This window comes from Aequorivita soesokkakensis (genome assembly GCF_001641085.1).
Taxonomy (GTDB): domain Bacteria; phylum Bacteroidota; class Bacteroidia; order Flavobacteriales; family Flavobacteriaceae; genus Aequorivita; species Aequorivita soesokkakensis.
In genome coordinates, this window is sequence record NZ_LXIE01000034.1 from 86,821 (window position 1) to 106,467 (window position 19,647).

Genomic DNA, 19,647 nt, shown 5'->3' on the forward strand with positions numbered 1-19,647 from the left:
CACACCACAAAGTCCTTTCAAAAATGTAGGAAAAATCTTCAAAAAAATGGAGGATTTCCCCTATTGACTGGTGTTGCTATTTTTTTAAAATTAGTGCTATTGTTTAACATAAAACCCTAGACCTATGCCATTTACAAATTTAAACAGCACGCACTTAACGGAAGTAGAACAAGCAGCCATCTCAGAAGCCATAAACAGCCTGCGAGCGCTCCTCCAGCCCATTGCCGTAAACTTAACGCCTGAAGAGCGCAAACGCTACGGAAGCATTAACGAACTGAACAAGGGCATCGTGAACAAAGCCAAAAGCTTTAACGACGCCCAACCCGCCCTTAGCAGCCCAGACGTGGACTGGACCGAGTTTACCAATGATTATAACATGCGCACCTTTATTGAAAACACCCTGCAGTCCCTTTACGGGATGGTGAAAGACCTGGAGAGCAGCAAGATTCTGTTTGACTTTGATAATTATACCGCCGCCAATGCAGATTATGCCTACACCATGTATAAGCTGAAAAGTGGCGATGTAGGCTACCAAACAAAGTATGACGAAATGAAACAGTTTTACTCGCGAACCAATACGCCAGAAACCCCCACGGAACCCTAAAACAAAAATGTATTTTAATTTCCGGTTAAAAGCCCTGCATCTTTTAAGTTGCAGGGTTTTTTAGTTTGCCCACACCCCAACGGTAGCGTTTAAGACCCATCCGTTTGGGTGGTTTACCTCTCCATTGGGGTTAAAGGCACATCCGTTAGGGTTAAAAACCCATCCGTTGGCGTGTTTTACCTACCCGTTAGGGTTCAGGACCCAAACGTTGGGGTTGGTGGACGTATAGTTAGGGTTCTTAACCCTAACGTTGGGGTTGTTGCACGTATATTTTGGGGTCCGCAACCCAAACGGAAGGGTTGATGACCCTAATGGGAGGCTGTTATACGTAAATTGTATGATCCACGACCCTAATGCTGGCATTTTGGTTAGGAGTATTTGATTATATTTGAGTGCTATACGGAATTAAAAAAGTTAATTTCCGGGGGTTAGCCCACCCGATTGGCGGGATAAATGCTATAAAGTTGGGGGGATAAACTGGTTGTACGCAAGCTGAACAAAGAACTAAATTAATACCTTTGACCTCTGAAATAAAAAATATTCTTGAAAGTAGAACATAACATATCTCGATTAAAGCACTTACTGAAAATGTACAAGCTTTCAGTATCTGAATTTTTATCGAAAATCAGCGAAGGATTAAAACGACCTATCTCTGAAAAAGATGTTTTTTCCGAAAGAATAGAAATTGGACACCTAAAAAGAATCGATAAACTTTTTGAAAAGGGAATTCATTATTATTTAGACCCAAAAGCACCTGAAAATTCAAAAGAAGCGAGTGTCTTTTTTAGAAAAGAAAATTTTGGAACTGACTTAAATTTTAGAGCTAAAAAAATAGTTAGCCAATTTGAGGAACTGAAAATATCTATTTCTGCAATTGCTAAATTAGCAGAATTAGACACAAAAAGAAAAATCCCAAAATTCAGCATAAAAGACAATCCAGAAAAAGTAGCTAACGAGTTTAGAAAAATTCTTTATCCAAGTTTCACAACTAAACGTAGAGATTTTCTTAAAGCACTAATTTCAAAGTTTGCAGAAAGTAATATTTTAGTTTTTGAGTTTGTAGAAACTCACAACAGAAAAGAGAAAGCGAATATTGATGGCTTTTTTCTTAAACCAAATGTTATTGTATTAAAAAGACATCAATCCTTTAGAAGAGAAATATTCACGTTAGCTCACGAACTAGGTCATTTTTTGCTCAACAAAGAGGAAATTGAATTACTCGATTATAATGTAATTGCTGACAAACATTTGTCATCTATTGAAAGATGGTGTAATGATTTTGCTTATTATTTTTTAGTCGGAGAATATGGAGAAATGCTTAAAAATATTGAACCAGCCAAAGCTTCAAATGATTATCATTTTGACTTAATAAAAACAGTTTCTGAAAACACTCATTTGAGTCAAATCGCCTTGTTTACAAGGTTATTATTTAAAAATCAAATTAGTCAATCTAACTATAATAAAGTAAGGAATGACTTTGAAGAACAATTCAAAAAATTTCAAGAAGAAAAAGAAAGAGAAAAGGAATTACAAAAAGAAAAAGGTAATAAAATAAGAGGTTCAGTTGCACAACCAATTTCTTCGCCTTTATTTATATCAACAATTCAAGCAGCATTTTACGAAGGAATTATAAATGAATACGATGTTTGTAAGAAACTGAATATAAAGCCTGAAAAATTAGATAAATTTATTCAATGATAGTAGTAATCGATACAAGTTCTTTGTTATCCTTGGTTCGTTACTACTTACCATTTGACCAAAACAATAAGCTTTTTAATTTCATCAAGAAAGAAATACAAAATCACAACATAATAGTGATTGATGAAGTATTAAACGAATGCAAAATGGTTTCTGGAAAATTGGTTGTAAAAAAATTGGACTTTTTAAGTGACAAGGACTTTTTAAAAGCACATAAAATTCCAGTTAAAACGGAGAATTTAATTCCACCTTCACCTAAAAAATTCTATAATCTCGTTGATAACAATTTTATAACGCCTAATGCTAAAAAATTAAATAGTGCTCAATTTGAACAGCGAAAAAAGGAATTTTTAGATTCAGCAGACGCAAGAATGATTATTTATTTGCTGACTCAAATCAGCAAAAATTCATTTGAAAAAATCATTCTTGTTACAGAAGAAACAGAAGGAAGTAATGACTTAAAAGCTTTCAAAAAATTACCAGCTATTAGTAAGATTTTAGACATTGAGGTAAAGACTTTACCTGAACTATTGGAATTATATACTGATATAAACTTTTCGTTTGAATAAGAAAAGTCAGTTGCCAGCACCAGCTATAGCCCATTGCGGAAACACCATTTCATTAATAATCAAATAAAATTAAACCCATGAAAAAAATCTTAGTGCTATCTTCTATACTCTTTATTAATTCCTTCATCGCTCAATTTCAAGAAGAGTATAGAAATTATAATGTAATAGAATCATCGAATATTAGAGATTAAATTACGCAGCCAAAGGAAATAAGACAGACTACTTTTTCTTTCACGCTATTATTAGTACACTTTTAACCCTCCCAAACCCACAATTAACTTTGAAATAATTAATTTTGAAGAAATTCATAAATCAATACCATGAAGTACGATCAAATTGACAGCAAACTCTATATTAAAAACCGCAAAAATTTTATGGCGCAGATGAAGCCGAAAAGCGTTGCGGTTTTTAATAGTAATGACATATATCCCATTAGTGCAGACAGCACAATGCCTTTCCAGCAAGCGCGCGATATTTTGTATTTAACCGGTGCAGATCAAGAGGAAACCAAACTGGTTCTTTTTCCTGATGCCCCAAACAAAGACCATCGCGAAATGCTTTTTGTTCGTGAAACCAACGATCACATTGCCGTTTGGGAAGGCGAAAAACTTACAAAGGAAAAAGCTACGGAAGTAAGTGGAATAAAATCGGTTTTCTGGTTAAAGGAATTCGACAAAATTTTCTTTGAAGTAATGACCCAAGCCGAGCGTGTTTATTTCAACACCAACGAGCATTATCGCCAAAGTGTAGAAACGGAAACCCGCGAAGACCGTTTCATCAAAGCCACAAAAGCAAAATTTCCGGCCCACAGTTGGGAACGCAGCAACCCAATTTTGCAACGCTTGCGTTCCGTAAAAGATAAAATTGAAATTGATTTAATTCAAACAGCCTGTAATATCACCGAAAAAGGGTTTAGAAGAATTCTGAATTTCGTAAAACCCGGCGTTTGGGAATATGAAATTGAAGCTGAATTAATGCACGAATTCTTAAGAAACCGTTCGCGCGGCTTTGCCTATACTCCTATTATTGGTAGTGGCAATAATGCAAACGTGCTTCACTATATCGTTAACAACCAACAGTGCAAAAAAGGTGATTTGATTCTTTTGGACGTTGGTGCGGAATATGCCAATTATGCAAGCGATATGACTCGAACCATTCCCGTGAGCGGAAAATTCAGCAAACGTCAGCGTGAAGTTTACGATGCCGTAAAAAAAGTTAAAGACGACGCCACAAAAATGCTAGTTCCAGGAAATTATTGGAAAGAATATCACGAAGAAGTGGGCAAACTGATGACCAAAGCGCTTCTTGACTTAAAACTTTTGGACAAAGCCGATGTAAAAAACGAAGACCCAAACTGGCCAGCTTATAAAAAATACTTTATGCACGGCACCAGCCACCATATGGGGCTCGACACACATGATTACGGAATTCTTTGGGAAAAGATGACCGAAAATATGGTTTTCACCGTTGAACCGGGAATCTATATTCCTGCCGAAGGTTTCGGAATCCGTTTGGAGGACGATGTTGTTATCCAGAAAAAAGGAGAACCTTTCAATTTGATGCGCAATATTCCTATTGAAGCGGAAGAGATTGAGGAGTTGATGAATAAATAGAATTCCGAGAAAAGAAGAAAGAAGAAAAACCTGACAGACGTCATTGCGAGGAACGAAGCAATCTACCTGTTAGGTTTTTTTGTAAAAACAATAATTATGGAAACATCATATATCTATATTGGTATTTTTCTTATTCTTTTGGGAATCGTGATAAAGCATTTCAAACTCTATTTTCTTATTGCTGGCTACAACACTATGAGCAAAGCTGATAAGGAAAAAGTAAATATTGAAAAAGTAGCTACACTGTTAAGAAATGTTTTGGTCTTTATGGGGCTGTCAATCATTCTTTTGGGGTTTGCCAGTTCATACATGGAAAATCCTGAAATAGCCAGCTATATCTTTTTCCCTATTGTTATTGGAAGTGTAATTTTTCTTCTCGTCAAATCGAATTCTAAAGCTTATAAAAAGTAGATGGCTTTTCATTATAGAAATGTTCCAATCCATTTTGAAACCTTTGGAAAAGGTTCAGCAATTATTCTGCTTCATGGCTTTTTGGAAAGTTCAACTATGTGGAAACATTTGATTCCGCAGTTATCAAAAAATAACTTTGTAATCACAATTGATTTTCCCGGCCACGGAAAAAGCAGTGTTATTTCAGAAACCCATTCCATGGAATTAATGGCGGAAGTTGTGAATAATGTAATGCAAAATCTTCAAATTTCCTCGGCAACATTTATTGGCCATTCTATGGGCGGTTATGTTGCTCTGGCCTACGCCGAACTGTTCCCTGAAAAAGTTGAAAGGTTGATTCTTCTCAATTCCACACCTATTGCAGATTCTGAAGAGCGTAAAGAAAACCGTGACCGCGCTCTGAAAGTTATTGATCAAAATCCACAAGCATATATTAGCATGGCTATCGGAAATCTCTTCGCGGAATCTTCCCGGGAAAAATTTGCCGCAGCAATTGAAAATTTAAAAACGGAAGCTTATTCTTTTCCGGTGGAAGGAATAAAAGCCGCAATAAGAGGAATGCGCGACCGAAAGGACCGAACCGAAATTTTGAAAAATTTCAACAAAGAAAAATATCTAGTTTTAGCAGAAGAAGATCCTATTTTACCTTTTTTGGAGGTAAAAGAGGTAGCTGAAAAGTGTAATGCTTCAGTCAAAATTATTGGAGGAGGCCATATGAGTTTGGTCGAAAACTTAAATTCTGTTGCAGAATATTTACATTTTATCGGATAAAACTTGCACTTTATCTAAAATTTTGTTAATATTGAGGATTAACCCCAATTAAATTGACAGAGATGGATAAAGTTATGCCCCAAAGCCGACCTCCAATCTTGAGCCTAGTATGCACTGCATTTGGCCATGATTACATCGTAACCCGAAAAATTACAGATCACATTAACGAATACAAATGTGCTTGTTGTGGCAAGGAGGTTTCCAATAGCTATTCTGGTAAATTTGAATTACTTACCCGCAAACAACGCGAAGTAAACGAATGTTTATCTTCTTTTTTTAGAAAAAAGAAAAGACTTTCAATCCATTAAAAATCTGGAACTTTCATTAAGAATACTCTTCCTTTAAATTAAGGAATAAGGCTTTTAGTGCCTTTTCATAAAAATCTACCCATTATTTTTTAATGCGTTCCAGCCCCTTGCAATTAAAGGTATTTTTGTTCCTGCACGGCTTATTAAATGCATCCCTTCCTTTTCATCTGTTATGTGTCCAATGACCGTTAAATGCGGATTTGCCTTGATTTTTGGATAATCTTCCGTTTTTATTGTAAAAAGTAATTCATAATCTTCCCCACCGCTTAAAGCTATCGTGGCACTATCTAAATTAAATTCCTCGCAAGTTGAAACAACCTGTGGATCAAGTGGAATCTTATCTTCGAATAGATTACAGCCCACCTTTGAGTTTTTACAAATATGTATTATTTCTGAAGATAGCCCATCGCTAATATCAATCATTGAAGTAGGTTTCACATCCAACTCCTTCAATAAATTCGAAATATCCTTTCTGGCTTCTGGTTTCAGTTGTCGCTCCACCAAATAGGAATACGGTTCCAAATCTGGCTGTGAATTTGGGTTCACTTTAAAAACTTCCTTTTCGCGTTCTAAAACCTGCAATCCCATATATGCTGCTCCCAAATCACCCGTTACTACCAACAAATCATTTTCCTTGGCCCCATTTCTGTAGATGGCTTCGCCTTTATTTACAGTTCCAATAGCCGTAATACTTATTAGCAAACCAGTTGTTGAAGAAGTGGTGTCGCCACCTATGACATCCACATTATATATTTTTGCTGCTGCTTCAATACCCGCATATAATTCCTCCAAAGCCTCCACCGGAAATCTATTTGAAACTGCAATGGAAACTGTTATTTGTGAAGGTTCGGCATTCATCGCATACACATCGGAAAGATTTACAATTACAGCCTTGTAGCCCAAATGCTTCAGCGGCATATAGCTTAAGTCAAAATGCACTCCTTCCAAAAGCAAATCTGTAGAAATAATTAGTTCTTTTTCAGAATCACAGGAAATTACTGCCGCATCATCACCAATGCCCTTAATGGTTGACTTTTGTTTTATTTTAAAATTTTTAGTGAGGTGGTCTATAAGCCCAAATTCACCTAAATTTTCAATATTAGTGTTGGAATTGCCTTTATTTTCAAACATATTATTAATGATAAAAGTAGTTTCTGCAAAAATACACCATCAATAAACAATAAACGAAGCCAGTTGTAAATAATCCCTAATTTCACTGCTTATGATTATAAAAATTAAGCTAAAATAAGTAGCATACTAACTTTTAACCTTTTGCGTTTGTAGAGAAAGTGATATTATAGTTACATTTAGCCCTTTTTAAACCTTATCCTATCTATTATGAAAAAAATATTACCAGTTTTAGCCTTATTTATTAGTGCGTTTTCCTTAGCACAAACCCCATGTGTAAATGGTGTAGCCGGCGGTTATCCTTGCGATGGCATCGATTTTTTATCCCGACTAAGCCTTAACGATTTAGGGGCAAGTTCAGGAAACGATTCTTGGGGTTGGACCGACCCTCAGGACGGAAAAGAATACGCAATTATGGGCTTAAGCAATGGTGCGGCATTTGTTGATATTTCAGATCCAGTAAACCCAGTTTACCTCGGAAAATTACCAACGCATACAGATTCCAGTACTTGGAGAGATATAAAAGTTTACAACAATTATGCGTTTGTAGTGAGTGAAGCTAGCGGACACGGAATGCAAGTTTTTGACTTAACAAGATTGCGAAGTGTGGCAAATCCGCCCGCAACATTTTCAGAAGATGCTTACTACGGTGGTTTTGGACATTGCCATAATATAGTAATCAATGAAGAAACCGGTTATGCTTATGCAGTTGGAACCAGTTCTTTTGGTGGTGGACCACATTTTGTGAATATTCAGGATCCATTAAATCCCGTTGCTGCAGGTGGTTTTAGTGGAGATAATTATTGCCACGATGCACAAGTAGTAATGTATGACGGGCCAGACGCAGACTATGCTGGTCGCGAAATTCTTTTTGGAAGCAATGAAGACAGAGTTTCTATTGTTGATGTTACAGATAAGGCAAACCCACAAGGAATTTCAAATGGTTTTTATGGCAGTGTTGAATATACCCACCAAGGCTGGCTTACAGAAGACAAACGTTACTTTATAATAGGTGATGAATTAGATGAATCTAGTTTTGGCTTTAACACCCGAACTATTATTTTTGATGTTAGCGATTTGGACAATCCTTTTGTTCACTTTGAATATGAAGGTGATACTGAAGCAATAGACCATAACGGTTATGTAGTGGGCAATGATTTTTACCTTTCCAGCTACCGTGCTGGTTTGCGGATAATAGATATAAGCGATATTGAAAATGGAAATATGTCTGAAACCAAATATTTTGACACATATCCAAATAATGATTCTGCTAACTTTGACGGAGCTTGGAGTGTTTACCCATATTTTGCAAGCGGAAACATTGTAATTAGTGATATTGATAGAGGTTTATTTATTGTTAGGGACCATCTTTTGGGCTTAAACGATAATTCTGTTTCAAATTTTGCGATTGCTCCAAACCCTGCAAAGAATTTTGTTACCATTAGTTCAAAAGCAGAACCAATTTCACAGGTTGAAATTTTCAACGTTTTGGGTCAAAAAGTAATGGATCAAAATTTTGAAGCAAGCCTTTCGGAAAACATAAACATCTCAAATCTTCAAGCTGGAATGTATGTGATGAAAATAAATGCAGCTACAACAAAACGTTTATTAATAGACTAAAATAATCTACTTATCCCCTTATGCTATTCCTAAAAAAAAATAAATTAAAGAAGATTTCATTCCTGCTATTTTTCACATTATTGATTGTTTCCTGCGGAAAAGATGATGGCGGCGATGGTCCCGATCAAGAAATAAACGGAGACATAGATTTTGTAAAAACCTATGGCGGAAGCGAAAGCGATGAAGCTGTATCAGTGGTTGAAGCAGCTGATGGGGGTTTTGTTATATTAGGAACCACCCGAAGCTCCAATGGAGATATTACAGACAAATCAGGCAATGACAGCGATTTTTGGCTACTAAAAATCACCAAGACCGGAGAAATAGTTTGGAGTAAAACCTATGGCGGAAGCGATGACGAAAATGCAGCCCGTATCACTAAAACTAATGATGGCGGATATCTCTTAAGCGGTTACACCACCAGCAATGATGGGGATGTTTCTGGAAATGAAGGGTTTCAGGATTACTGGATTTTAAAAGTTGATGCTTCCGGAAATATACTTTGGGATAAAAACTTTGGTTTTGCCGGAAGTGACCAAGCCTACAAAGCATTTCAAACTACAGATGGAGGGTACTTCATAACAGGGTTTTTTGATGTTTCGGCCAGTGGCGGTGCGGGAAATGATCTACAACGAGGCGTTGTTCACGGTGTGGGTGAATTTTGGGGCATAAAGTTGGATGCCAATGGAAACAAAGAATGGAGACGCTATTTTGGCGGAACAAATAACGACCGAAGCTATGATGCTTGGCAAACAGCAGATGGCGGTTTCTTGATGACCGGCACTTCAGAAAGTGTTGATTTTGACAAAATAGACCCCAAGGGAAGTTATGATTATTGGGCAGTTCGTTTAACTCCTTCTGGCGATTTGGTCTGGACCAAATCCTTTGGAGGTGCAGAAATAGACAATTCCTATGCATCCTTGAAAACGAATGATGGCAACTATATTATGGTTGGAGATTCAAGGAGTTCCGATCAAGATGTAACATCTCCTCGCGGAAATGCCGATGCTTGGATGGTAAAATTTGATGACAACGGAAATAAAATCTGGCAAAAATCGTTTGGAGGCTCACAGTTTGATACCACACATAGTATTGTGCAACGCGCCAATGGCGATTATATACTTGCGGGACACAGCAGAAGTTCAGATGGGGATTTGCAAAGCAACAACGGCGTAAACGATGCATGGATACTTGTAGTTGACAACAACGGAGCTTTAAAATTTGAAAAGAGCGTTGGTGGCTCAGGTCTGGATTTTGCTTCTGAAGCCATTGAAACATCAGACAGTAAAATACTCGCTGTTGGAGATAGTGAAAGTAACGATTTAGACATCCCTTTAAACCAAGGCTCTAAAGACTTTTTAATAATTAAACTAAAATAAAATCAACAATTAAAAACCCATTTATTTTAACCTATGAAAAAAATAATTTTATTGTTCGCACTAGCTGTTGTTGCTTTTGGATGTAAAAAAGATGACGATGGTGGTGATCCAACACCACAGAATGTGTCCGTTGATTTTAAATTTTCCCAAAATTGGGGAGGTGCACCAGTGACACAAGCTGATTTCAATTCATCAATTTATACCAATGCCGCCGGAAATTTTGTTACTATTTCAAAACTTCGGTATTTAATTTCAAGGATTTCACTTCATAAAGCAGATGGCTCTTCAGTAGATTTTACTGAATATCAATTAGTGGATCTTACAGATCCAACAACATTAAACTTATCTCCTGCATTAACTGCTACTACGGGCGATTACACGGGTATTTCCTTTGTTTATGGTTTTAATGAAGCAGACAATATCAGTGGGGCGTACCCAGACTTGAATGCCGCAAACTGGAACTGGCCATCAATGCTTGGCGGCGGGTACCATTTTATGCAGATGGAAGGATCTTTTGATGATACAAATGGAGCTCCACAACCATATGCATACCACAACGGTACTGCAAGAGTGAGCCCTGATGTTTTTGAGCAAAATTTCATCTCTTTTGATTTCAATCAAAATTTTACAATTACTGGCGACGCAACCATTGAAATAAAAATGGACATTTCTGAATGGTATAAAAATCCATTAACTTGGGATCTTAACGACAGAAGTGTAGACCTAATGATGAATTATCTGGCACAAAAAGATATGCAAAGAAACGGTGCTTCTGTTTTCAGCATTGGTGCCATAGTACAATAAATTTAAAAAATGAAGGAACGGTCAAAGAAAACATATCGATTATTGGTTGGCATATTTGCACTCAGCCTTTTGGTCGCTTGTTCTTCAAACGACCCAGATCCGGTTGATCCGAATGAGGATTATGTGCCCACGCCCAAACCTTTGACCGTTCCTCCCATTTTTCAACGTTTACTTCCACCTCCTTTAGTTCCGGGAGATAATCCACAGACCGTGGAAGGAATAGCTTTGGGAAGAAAATTGTTTTTTGACCCAATTCTTTCCGGCGATGGAACACAAGCCTGCGCATCTTGTCACAAGCCAAGCAATTCCTTTACTGACGACACAAAATTTAGCATAGGTATTGACGGTTTGGAAGGAACGCGCAATTCCATGCCAATCTATAATATGGCTTGGAACGGTAACAGCAAGTTTTTCTGGGATGGCCGCGCTACTAGTCTTGAGGCACAAGCATTGGAACCTGTTACCAACCCCATAGAAATGCACAATACGTGGCAAAATGCCGTATCTAGTTTACAAAGTGATGGTGAATATCCCGAACTTTTCAACAAAGCTTTCGGAACAGGCAATATCACAAAGGAACTTACTGCAAAAGCGATTGCCCAATTTGAAAGAACCCTTATTTCCGCAAATTCGCCTTTTGATAAATATTTGTTGGGCGAAGGAACACTAACCCCACAAGAACTTAATGGTTTCCAAATATTCATGGATGAAGCCCGGGGGGATTGTTTCCACTGCCATGGCAACGAAAATAGTCCGTTATGGACGGATAATATTTTCCACAATAACGGTTTGGACGCTGTTATTACAGATAAAGGGCTGGGCAATGTTACGGGAGACCCCAGTCAAGACGGATGGTTTAAATCGCCTTCGTTGAGAAATCTTGCCTACACGGCACCTTATATGCACGATGGCCGTTTTGCAACTTTAGAAGAAGTAATAAACCATTACAGTGAAGGTTTGGTGTATTCTGAAACCATTGATCCATTAATGAAAGCTGTTTCGCGAGGTGGTGTCCATTTAACCGAACCGGACAAAGCGGATTTAAAAGCCTTTCTTCTTTCACTTTCTGATTCTTCCTTTATAAACAATCCTGATTTTCAGGATCCAAATTAATCCACTTTCTTTTTCAAGCCATTAATTTCCCAATAAAATGGCACTTTTACTTATTGTCTAAAACTATCATGCTATAGTTTTAAAATCCCACTTCTTTATGGTTAAAAGTAGTATTTGATGTATATTTGCGGTCTAATTTAGAATTAATCTATATATGATTAAGATAAGTGAAAATGCAAAAACCAAAATCGCACAATTGATGTCTGAAGAAGGCTTCAATATTATTCAGGATTTTGTTCGTGTTGGCGTTAAAAGCGGCGGTTGTTCTGGTCTAAGCTATGAGTTGAAATTCGACCATAGTTTGGGTGAAAACGATAAACTTTTTGAAGAAGATAACGTGAAAATTGCTGTGGACAAAAAGAGTTTTTTGTACCTCGTAGGCACAACATTGGAGTACAGTGGTGGCCTTAACGGTAAAGGGTTTGTATTTAACAACCCAAATGCAAACAGAACATGTGGTTGTGGAGAATCTTTTTCTCTTTAAAAATTAATGAAGATGAGTAAGTACACTGAAGATGATTTAAAAAAAGAACTAGAAACCAAAGAATACGAATATGGTTTCTATACTGATATAGAATCTGACACTTTCCCGGTTGGATTGAATGAGGAAATAGTAAAAGCTATTTCCCTAAAAAAAGAAGAGCCGGAATGGATGACCGAATGGCGGTTGGAAGCATTTCGCTATTGGCAGGAAATGGTGGAGCCCGATTGGGCAAATGTGCATTACGAAAAACCGAATTTTCAGAATATTTCCTATTATTCCGCACCAAACAAAAAACCCAAATACGATAGCATTGACGAGGTGGATCCCGAACTTTTGGACACCTTTAAAAGACTCGGAATTTCTTTGGACGAGCAAAAAAAACTCGCCGGAGTTGCTGTGGATATTGTGATGGATTCGGTTTCCGTTGCAACTACTTTCAAAAAAACCTTGGCAGAAAAGGGGATTATTTTCTGTTCCATCTCCGAAGCGATAAAAGAGCATCCGGAATTGGTAAAAAAATATTTGGGAACCGTTGTGCCGCAGCGTGACAATTTTTATGCAGCCTTGAACAGTGCCGTTTTCAGTGATGGTTCTTTCTGCTACATTCCGAAAGGCGTTCGTTGCCCAATGGAACTTTCTACCTATTTCAGAATAAATCAAGCCGGAACGGGGCAATTTGAAAGAACCCTCGTAATTGCAGATGAAGGAAGCTATGTAAGTTATTTGGAAGGCTGTACCGCCCCAAGCCGCGATGAAAACCAATTGCATGCCGCAGTGGTTGAATTGATTGCTTTGGATGATGCCGAAATAAAATATTCAACGGTGCAAAACTGGTATCCGGGTGATAAGAATGGAAAAGGTGGCGTTTATAATTTTGTAACCAAAAGAGGTCTTTGTGAAAACAGAGCTAAAATCTCTTGGACACAAGTGGAAACCGGAAGTGCCGTAACCTGGAAATACCCCAGCTGTGTACTGAAAGGTGATAATTCCATCGGGGAATTTTATTCCATTGCCGTAACCAATGATTTTCAGCAGGCAGACACGGGAACCAAAATGATACATATTGGCAAAAACACCCGAAGCACTATTATTTCAAAAGGTATTTCAGCCGGGAAATCACAGAACAGTTATCGGGGTTTGGTGAAAATTATGCCAAACGCAGACAATGCGCGGAATTTTTCGCAATGTGATTCTTTGTTGATGGGCAACAGTTGTGGCGCACATACCTTCCCGTATATTGAAGCAAAAAACAAGACCGCCCAAATAGAGCACGAAGCTACAACCAGCAAAATTGGGGAAGACCAGATTTTCTATTGCAACCAAAGGGGAATTAATACCGAAAAGGCAATCGCGTTGATAGTAAACGGCTTCAGCAAGGAAGTATTGAACAAGCTCCCGATGGAATTTGCAGTTGAAGCTCAAAAGTTATTGGAAATCAGCCTTGAAGGCTCGGTTGGATAATTATTTATAATAAAACTCACTATTTTAAAAACTAAACTATCATTTTATTATGAAAAAAATCATTTTGTTGTTAATGCTTTCAGCAGCAGTTTTTTCTTGTAAAAATTCCGAAGAGAAAAAAGTAGAAGAAACCACGACTGAGAATGTGGAAAACGCAGAAAATTTAAAAGCCTATAAAGGAGATTTTATAGATTCCAACGGCGCCCTCGTTTTGATGGGAAGTAATTTTATTTACGGTGTTAAGCGGGATGCGATTTCCGAAAGCCTTTCAAAACAGGTAGCAGCCGTAAAAAAGAACGATACTGATATGGTTGGGGTTATTGTTCGCGGAGTGGTTTCCAAAAATACAGATAACGACAGTGAGTGGGAAGAGGTTATTACAATCAAAGACATTATGAGGGTTAACGATAAACCTTCCGAAGTAGATATAAAATTAGACGAAACAGCTAAGAAAAAGTAAAATGTTAAAAATAAAAGATTTATACGCCGGACTTGAAGGAAAAGACATATTGCAAGGTATTAACCTTGAGGTAAAAGCAGGCGAAGTCCACGCAATAATGGGGCCTAACGGCTCTGGGAAAAGCACTTTGGCATCGGTAGTGGCCGGCAAAGAGGAATATGAAGTAAGCAGAGGTTACATCACTTTTGAAAATCAGGATATTTCAGAATTAGATCCCGAAGAAAGAGCACACAAAGGTATATTCTTATCATTCCAATATCCTGTGGAAATTCCGGGTGTTTCAGTAACCAATTTCATTAAAACGGCAATCAACGAAACACGCAAAGCCAAAGGAAAAGAAGACATGCCAGCTTCAGAAATGCTGAAAATGATAAAGGAAAAGGCCGATATGCTGGAAATTGATCGCAAATTTCTTTCTCGCTCCTTAAATGAAGGTTTTTCCGGAGGTGAGAAAAAACGTAACGAGATTTTCCAAATGGCAATGCTAGAGCCCAAACTTGCCATCCTAGACGAAACAGATTCCGGATTGGATATTGACGCGCTGAAAGTTGTTGCCAACGGAGTAAATAAATTGAAAAGCAAAGACAATGCGGTATTAGTAATTACGCACTATCAGCGTCTTTTGGACTATATCGTTCCAGATTTTGTTCACGTTCTTATGAATGGAAAAATCGTAAAATCCGGCACCAAGGAACTTGCTTACGAGCTTGAAGAAAAAGGATACGATTGGATTAAGGAAGAATTGGTTTAAAACAATTCAGAATTATGAATTCTGAATTATGAATTAAAAAAAATGAGTTTTAAAGACAAATTATTATCATCATACATAGCCCTAGAAGACTATTTGGAGTTTGATTCGCCATTGCATGATGTGCGGAACAACGCCATTAAAATCTTTGAGGAAAAAGGTTTTCCTACCAAAAAGGAAGAGGCTTGGAAATATACTTCCCTGAATTCATTGCTGAAACCCGATTACAGCGTCTATTCAAACAAGGAGAGAAACGTAGAGCTGAAAAACGTTCGCAAGTATTTCCTTCACGAAATAGATACCTATAAACTTGTTTTTGTGGATGGGGTTTACAACTCGTTCCTTTCAGAAACCACACACGATTCATTGGATGTTTGTTTAATGTCTTCGGCCTTGAACAAGAGCAAATACAAGCCGGTTATTGAAGCCTATTTCAACAAAGTGGCGAAAAGCGACAGCTTGACCGCACTTAATACAGCATTTACCAAAGAAGGCGCATACATTCATATTCCGGCGCACAAAGAAGTTGAAAAACCTATTGAAATAATCAATTTTTCAACTGGGAATGAAGCTGCAATGTTTCTTCAACCAAGAAATTTGATTGTGGTTGGCGAAAATGCACATGTTCAAATTATTGAGCGTCATCAAAGTCTTTCCAGCAATGAGGTTTTAACGAATTCAGTGACTGAGATTTTTGCTGAAAAGCGCGCTTATGTAGATTATTATAAAATTCAAAACGACGAAGCAACCGCTTCATTGATAGACAATACCTATATTTCACAGGAACGCGATACGGTTTGCCGTGTGCACACCTTCGCTTTTGGTGGAAATTTGGTTCGCAACAACCTCAACTTTTATCAAAAAGGAGAGCACTGCGATTCTACTTTGAAAGGAATAACCATTTTGGAAGGCAAACAACATGTGGACCACAATACTTTGGTACACCACATTGCGCCAAACTGCGAAAGCCACCAAGATTACAAAGGATTATTTGCTGAATCGTCCATAGGCGTTTTCAACGGAAAAATTATTGTTGAAAAAGATGCGCAAAAGACTGATGCTTTTCAGCAAAACAACAACATCTTGATTGATGATAAAGCAACAATCAACGCCAAACCACAGTTAGAAATTTTTGCGGATGATGTGAAATGCTCACACGGTTGCACCATTGGCCAATTTGACGAAGATGCTTTGTTTTACCTGCGAAGCCGTGGAATTGGTTTGAAAGAATCACGCGCTTTATTAATGTACGCTTTTGCAAATACTGTTTTGGAAAGCGTGAAAATTCCAGAATTGAAAGTGCGGATCAACAAGCTTATCGCCAACAAAATTGGGGTTAGTTTGGGATTTGAATTGTAATAAGGAATGAAATTTATAACAGCTAGTATTTTAATAAATACTTATTTATAAAAACATCTTTTATTGCTTTGCTTATACCTTAATAAAGTTAAATTATGAAACAGAAAATTTTGTCTCTACTTATTCTATTCATAACGACAACTACTTTCTCACAAGATTGCGGATTTAAAAATATAACAGACCCAGCAGAATCAAATCAAAAATTAAATTGGTTTGTGAAAAATTTAAGTAAAGAAGAATTGAAAATAAGCAATAATAAAAATGACATACCTCTTCTCGTTAAAAAACAATTAGACTGTTTTTTTAACGGTTTTGATATTGCGAATTCTGACGAACCATATCAGGACGACTGTTCTACGATAGATGGGTTACCTTCAAAACATCTAATTTTTCTTGCTAAGAATAGTGATTTCTTGGTAATGTCTTACAATAAGTATTCTGTTGGTGTCTCTTCGTATAGCATTTGGATAAAATATAATAAAAATGGAATTACTGACTTTTGGTCTAATTCTATGTTGGGTGGACTTTCGGAAAAATCAAAAAAAAGTATGAAAGAATATATCCACGCAGTCGAATTATCTAATCAGTTTCTGCTAACAAAAATGTGAATTAAAAAACAATGCCCTTCAACATCCAAAAAATACGTAACGATTTTCCCATCCTTTCCCGAAAGGTGAATGGTTATCCGTTGGTTTATTTGGACAATGCCGCGACTTCGCAAAAACCGAAGCAGGTTATTGACAGCATTGTTGATTATTACAGCAATTACAACGCAAATATCCACCGTGGCGTACACACACTTTCGCAAGAAGCAACAGATGCTTACGAAGCTTCGCGCAAAAAAATCCAAACCCATTTTAACGCGAAGGAAGCTTTTGAAATTATTTTCACTGCAGGTACTACGCATGGAATAAATCTGGTTGCAAATGGTTTTTCGGGAATTTTGAAAAAAGACGATGAAATTATCGTTTCCGCAATGGAACACCACAGCAATATTGTGCCATGGCAAATGCTTTGTGAAAAAACTGGAGCCATTTTGAAAGTGATTCCAATGAACGAGGAAGGTGTTTTGATTTTTTCGGAATACGAAAAATTGCTTTCAGAAAAAACAAAACTTGTTTTTGTAAACCATATTTCAAACGCATTGGGAACAATAAACCCAATCGAAAAAATTATTAAAAAAGCACACGAAGTTGGAGCGGTCGTACTTATTGACGGGGCACAATCCTGTTCGCATATAAAACCAGATCTTCAAAAACTGGATGTGGATTTTTACGTAACCTCGGCCCATAAAATGTGCGGTCCCACGGGTGTAGGTATTCTTTATATGAAAGAGGAATGGGGAAACAAACTTCCACCCTATCAAGGAGGTGGCGAGATGATTGCCGAAGTTACTTTCGAGAAAACCACTTATGCAACACTTCCTCATAAATTTGAAGCTGGAACGCCCAATATTTGTGGTGGAATTGCCTTTGGAGCGGCGATAGATTATTTAAATTCCATCGGTTTTGAGGCAATTGAAAAACACGAAAACGAACTTTTAAAATACGCCTCAGAAAAGCTTTTGGAAATTGAAGGTTTAAAAATTTACGGCACTGGGCCTGATAAAACTTCAGTGGTTTCTTTCAATATTGAAGGCATTCATCCCTATGATATTGGAACTATTGTAGATAAATTAGGAATTGCCGTGCGGACTGGCCACCACTGCGCCCAGCCTATTATGGATTTTTATAAAATCCCAGGAACGGTGCGGGCTTCCTTTGCATTTTATAACACTTTGGAAGAAGTGGATGCTTTGGTAAATGCCGTAAAAAAAGCTAAAATGATGTTAAGTTGACCAAGAGCTATAATGGAAATCTTGAACTTTGATTTTCAAACTTTTAAAGACAACAACTATGAAAACACTTGCCACATTATCACTATTAATATTTGCAGTAATATTTACAGGTTGCGATGAAACCAAAAAAGTAATTGACGTTGCCGGAAGCGTGCAGCTAACGGGAAGTTACACGGTTTCTGCTATTAATGGAAAAAAACTTACAAACACTACCAACCCAACATTCACATTATCTGCTTTGGATAATTCCGTGCGTGGCACCACGGGTTGCAATTCCGTATTTGGAAATTACACCCTTAATCTCTACAGCCTTAGTTTTGGTGATTTAGCTGTGAGCGAAAAGATGTGTATGGACAAAAATATTATGAAAACCGAAAGGGATTTTCTTGATGCACTCAACAATACTGGGTCTTATGCCTTGGAGAACGGTGTACTAACACTATATTCCAAAACTGATAGAAGCGTTTTGCTCAGCGCCTCAAAAGATGCAAATAATTAAAACAAACCTATGACCATTGAAGCAATACAGGAAGAATTGATTGACGAGTTTTCAATGTTTGAAGACTGGATGCAGCGCTATGAATATATGATAGATTTGGGCAAATCACTTCCACTTATTGACGAAAATCTAAAGACTGAAGACAAACTGATAAAAGGTTGCCAAAGCAAAGTATGGCTAAATTCTGAAATGAAAGACGGCCAAATAATTTTTACAGCAGATAGCGACGCCATTATTACGAAAGGAATAATTGCAGTTTTGGTACGGGTTTTTTCAAATCAAAAACCCCAGGACATACTTGATGCAAATACTGATTTTATTGATGAAATAGGTTTAAAAGAACATCTTTCGCCTACCCGGGCGAACGGATTGGTTTCAATGATAAAACAAATGAAAATGTATGCCCTGGCATACCAAACACAATTAAAGAATTAAAAATATGGAAGCAGAAATAGACATGGCCGAACTGGGCGAAAAAATAGTAACTGTGCTAAAAACCATTTACGACCCAGAAATACCTGTAGATATTTATGAACTTGGCCTTATTTATGACGTTTTTATAAACGAAGACCGAGAGGTAAAAATATTGATGACACTCACTACCCCCAATTGCCCCGTTGCCGAAAGTCTGCCAATGGAGGTGGAAGACAAGGTGAAGTCCATGAAAATGATAAAAGATGCCGAAGTAGAAATAACGTTCGATCCACCGTGGAGCCAAGAATTGATGAGCGAGGAAGCGAAACTGGAATTGGGAATGCTTTAAAAAAATGTTCAATGTTCAATG

At 37.4% G+C, this 19,647-nt stretch carries 21 protein-coding genes; 20 read left to right on the plus strand and 1 reads right to left on the minus strand.

The window, feature by feature from the left end:
- Positions 1-124 precede the first annotated feature (124 nt).
- The 6 genes from A7A78_RS11430 to A7A78_RS11455 all read left to right on the plus strand — a co-directional run bounded on the left by A7A78_RS11430 (position 125) and on the right by A7A78_RS11455 (position 5,666).
- Positions 125-604, plus strand: a complete 480-nt coding sequence (locus A7A78_RS11430; protein ID WP_068762593.1) for a hypothetical protein — start codon at positions 125-127, stop codon at positions 602-604.
- Between the two features lie 588 nt (positions 605-1,192).
- The gene (locus tag A7A78_RS11435) at positions 1,193-2,302 is read left to right on the plus strand and encodes an ImmA/IrrE family metallo-endopeptidase (RefSeq protein ID WP_207489365.1); all 1,110 of its coding nucleotides are present in this window, start codon (positions 1,193-1,195) and stop codon (positions 2,300-2,302) included.
- On the plus strand, positions 2,299-2,871 hold the full coding sequence (locus A7A78_RS11440; RefSeq protein WP_068762595.1) for a PIN domain-containing protein: 573 nt from the start codon (positions 2,299-2,301) through the stop codon (positions 2,869-2,871). The genes A7A78_RS11435 and A7A78_RS11440 overlap by 4 nt, the downstream gene beginning before the upstream one ends.
- Before the next feature lie 320 nt (positions 2,872-3,191).
- Positions 3,192-4,484 (plus strand): aminopeptidase P family protein, encoded by a 1,293-nt coding sequence (locus tag A7A78_RS11445; RefSeq protein WP_068762596.1) that lies wholly within the window; start codon positions 3,192-3,194, stop codon positions 4,482-4,484.
- 96 nt (positions 4,485-4,580) lie between these two features.
- Entirely contained in the window at positions 4,581-4,895 is a 315-nt protein-coding gene (locus A7A78_RS11450) for a DUF3784 domain-containing protein (protein ID WP_068762597.1), read from the plus strand.
- A complete protein-coding gene (locus A7A78_RS11455) occupies positions 4,896-5,666 on the plus strand; it encodes an alpha/beta fold hydrolase (protein ID WP_068762598.1) in 771 nt (256 codons plus the stop codon).
- Positions 5,667-6,049: 383 nt separating this feature from the next.
- Here A7A78_RS11455 and thiL read toward each other — a convergent pair whose 3' ends face one another.
- The gene (gene thiL, locus A7A78_RS11460; RefSeq protein WP_068762599.1) at positions 6,050-7,105 is read right to left on the minus strand and encodes a thiamine-phosphate kinase; all 1,056 of its coding nucleotides are present in this window, start codon (positions 7,103-7,105) and stop codon (positions 6,050-6,052) included.
- A 207-nt stretch (positions 7,106-7,312) separates the two neighbouring features.
- Here thiL and A7A78_RS11465 point away from each other — a divergent pair, with 207 nt between their 5' ends.
- From A7A78_RS11465 to A7A78_RS11530, 14 genes are all read left to right on the plus strand, one after another.
- Positions 7,313-8,722, plus strand: coding sequence for a choice-of-anchor B family protein (locus A7A78_RS11465; RefSeq protein WP_068762600.1), 1,410 nt, complete (start codon positions 7,313-7,315; stop codon positions 8,720-8,722).
- Positions 8,723-8,742: 20 nt separating this feature from the next.
- Positions 8,743-10,098 (plus strand): hypothetical protein, encoded by a 1,356-nt coding sequence (locus A7A78_RS11470; RefSeq protein ID WP_068762601.1) that lies wholly within the window; start codon positions 8,743-8,745, stop codon positions 10,096-10,098.
- 33 nt (positions 10,099-10,131) lie between these two features.
- Positions 10,132-10,902, plus strand: coding sequence for an MbnP family protein (locus A7A78_RS11475; protein WP_068762602.1), 771 nt, complete (start codon positions 10,132-10,134; stop codon positions 10,900-10,902).
- Positions 10,903-10,911: 9 nt separating this feature from the next.
- The gene (locus A7A78_RS11480; RefSeq protein WP_094746124.1) at positions 10,912-12,015 is read left to right on the plus strand and encodes a cytochrome-c peroxidase; all 1,104 of its coding nucleotides are present in this window, start codon (positions 10,912-10,914) and stop codon (positions 12,013-12,015) included.
- A gap of 154 nt (positions 12,016-12,169) precedes the next feature.
- Positions 12,170-12,499, plus strand: a complete 330-nt coding sequence (locus tag A7A78_RS11485; protein ID WP_068762603.1) for a HesB/IscA family protein — start codon at positions 12,170-12,172, stop codon at positions 12,497-12,499.
- 12 nt (positions 12,500-12,511) lie between these two features.
- Positions 12,512-13,960: a Fe-S cluster assembly protein SufB gene (gene sufB, locus A7A78_RS11490; RefSeq protein WP_068762604.1), complete on the plus strand. Its 1,449-nt coding sequence runs from the start codon at positions 12,512-12,514 to the stop codon at positions 13,958-13,960.
- A gap of 49 nt (positions 13,961-14,009) precedes the next feature.
- Positions 14,010-14,420 carry a hypothetical protein gene (locus A7A78_RS11495; RefSeq protein ID WP_068762605.1) on the plus strand — a complete coding sequence of 137 codons (411 nt, stop codon included), beginning with the start codon at positions 14,010-14,012 and terminating at the stop codon, positions 14,418-14,420.
- A gap of 1 nt (position 14,421) precedes the next feature.
- Positions 14,422-15,171: a Fe-S cluster assembly ATPase SufC gene (gene sufC, locus A7A78_RS11500; protein WP_068762606.1), complete on the plus strand. Its 750-nt coding sequence runs from the start codon at positions 14,422-14,424 to the stop codon at positions 15,169-15,171.
- 42 nt (positions 15,172-15,213) lie between these two features.
- Positions 15,214-16,527 (plus strand): Fe-S cluster assembly protein SufD, encoded by a 1,314-nt coding sequence (gene sufD, locus A7A78_RS11505; RefSeq protein WP_068762607.1) that lies wholly within the window; start codon positions 15,214-15,216, stop codon positions 16,525-16,527.
- Between the two features lie 95 nt (positions 16,528-16,622).
- Positions 16,623-17,135: a hypothetical protein gene (locus A7A78_RS11510; RefSeq protein ID WP_068762608.1), complete on the plus strand. Its 513-nt coding sequence runs from the start codon at positions 16,623-16,625 to the stop codon at positions 17,133-17,135.
- Between the two features lie 11 nt (positions 17,136-17,146).
- Entirely contained in the window at positions 17,147-18,364 is a 1,218-nt protein-coding gene (locus tag A7A78_RS11515; protein WP_068762609.1) for an aminotransferase class V-fold PLP-dependent enzyme, read from the plus strand.
- 58 nt (positions 18,365-18,422) lie between these two features.
- A complete protein-coding gene (locus A7A78_RS11520; RefSeq protein WP_068762610.1) occupies positions 18,423-18,863 on the plus strand; it encodes an META domain-containing protein in 441 nt (146 codons plus the stop codon).
- 9 nt (positions 18,864-18,872) lie between these two features.
- Complete coding sequence (locus A7A78_RS11525) at positions 18,873-19,298, plus strand: SufE family protein (protein ID WP_068762611.1); 426 nt, start codon at positions 18,873-18,875, stop codon at positions 19,296-19,298.
- Positions 19,299-19,302: 4 nt separating this feature from the next.
- On the plus strand, positions 19,303-19,626 hold the full coding sequence (locus A7A78_RS11530; protein ID WP_068762612.1) for an SUF system Fe-S cluster assembly protein: 324 nt from the start codon (positions 19,303-19,305) through the stop codon (positions 19,624-19,626).
- Positions 19,627-19,647: the final 21 nt, after the last annotated feature.

What these genes read in the sequence shown, in the direction of transcription:
- A7A78_RS11430 (WP_068762593.1), top strand. Translation starts at nt 125, where the DNA reads ATGCCATTTACAAATTTAAACAGCACGCACTTAACGGAAGTAGAACAA.
- A7A78_RS11435 (WP_207489365.1), top strand. Translation starts at nt 1,193, where the DNA reads ATGTACAAGCTTTCAGTATCTGAATTTTTATCGAAAATCAGCGAAGGA.
- A7A78_RS11440 (WP_068762595.1), top strand. Translation starts at nt 2,299, where the DNA reads ATGATAGTAGTAATCGATACAAGTTCTTTGTTATCCTTGGTTCGTTAC.
- A7A78_RS11445 (WP_068762596.1), top strand. Translation starts at nt 3,192, where the DNA reads ATGAAGTACGATCAAATTGACAGCAAACTCTATATTAAAAACCGCAAA.
- A7A78_RS11450 (WP_068762597.1), top strand. Translation starts at nt 4,581, where the DNA reads ATGGAAACATCATATATCTATATTGGTATTTTTCTTATTCTTTTGGGA.
- A7A78_RS11455 (WP_068762598.1), top strand. Translation starts at nt 4,896, where the DNA reads ATGGCTTTTCATTATAGAAATGTTCCAATCCATTTTGAAACCTTTGGA.
- thiL (WP_068762599.1), bottom strand. Translation starts at nt 7,105, where the DNA reads ATGTTTGAAAATAAAGGCAATTCCAACACTAATATTGAAAATTTAGGT.
- A7A78_RS11465 (WP_068762600.1), top strand. Translation starts at nt 7,313, where the DNA reads ATGAAAAAAATATTACCAGTTTTAGCCTTATTTATTAGTGCGTTTTCC.
- A7A78_RS11470 (WP_068762601.1), top strand. Translation starts at nt 8,743, where the DNA reads ATGCTATTCCTAAAAAAAAATAAATTAAAGAAGATTTCATTCCTGCTA.
- A7A78_RS11475 (WP_068762602.1), top strand. Translation starts at nt 10,132, where the DNA reads ATGAAAAAAATAATTTTATTGTTCGCACTAGCTGTTGTTGCTTTTGGA.
- A7A78_RS11480 (WP_094746124.1), top strand. Translation starts at nt 10,912, where the DNA reads ATGAAGGAACGGTCAAAGAAAACATATCGATTATTGGTTGGCATATTT.
- A7A78_RS11485 (WP_068762603.1), top strand. Translation starts at nt 12,170, where the DNA reads ATGATTAAGATAAGTGAAAATGCAAAAACCAAAATCGCACAATTGATG.
- sufB (WP_068762604.1), top strand. Translation starts at nt 12,512, where the DNA reads ATGAGTAAGTACACTGAAGATGATTTAAAAAAAGAACTAGAAACCAAA.
- A7A78_RS11495 (WP_068762605.1), top strand. Translation starts at nt 14,010, where the DNA reads ATGAAAAAAATCATTTTGTTGTTAATGCTTTCAGCAGCAGTTTTTTCT.
- sufC (WP_068762606.1), top strand. Translation starts at nt 14,422, where the DNA reads ATGTTAAAAATAAAAGATTTATACGCCGGACTTGAAGGAAAAGACATA.
- sufD (WP_068762607.1), top strand. Translation starts at nt 15,214, where the DNA reads ATGAGTTTTAAAGACAAATTATTATCATCATACATAGCCCTAGAAGAC.
- A7A78_RS11510 (WP_068762608.1), top strand. Translation starts at nt 16,623, where the DNA reads ATGAAACAGAAAATTTTGTCTCTACTTATTCTATTCATAACGACAACT.
- A7A78_RS11515 (WP_068762609.1), top strand. Translation starts at nt 17,147, where the DNA reads ATGCCCTTCAACATCCAAAAAATACGTAACGATTTTCCCATCCTTTCC.
- A7A78_RS11520 (WP_068762610.1), top strand. Translation starts at nt 18,423, where the DNA reads ATGAAAACACTTGCCACATTATCACTATTAATATTTGCAGTAATATTT.
- A7A78_RS11525 (WP_068762611.1), top strand. Translation starts at nt 18,873, where the DNA reads ATGACCATTGAAGCAATACAGGAAGAATTGATTGACGAGTTTTCAATG.
- A7A78_RS11530 (WP_068762612.1), top strand. Translation starts at nt 19,303, where the DNA reads ATGGAAGCAGAAATAGACATGGCCGAACTGGGCGAAAAAATAGTAACT.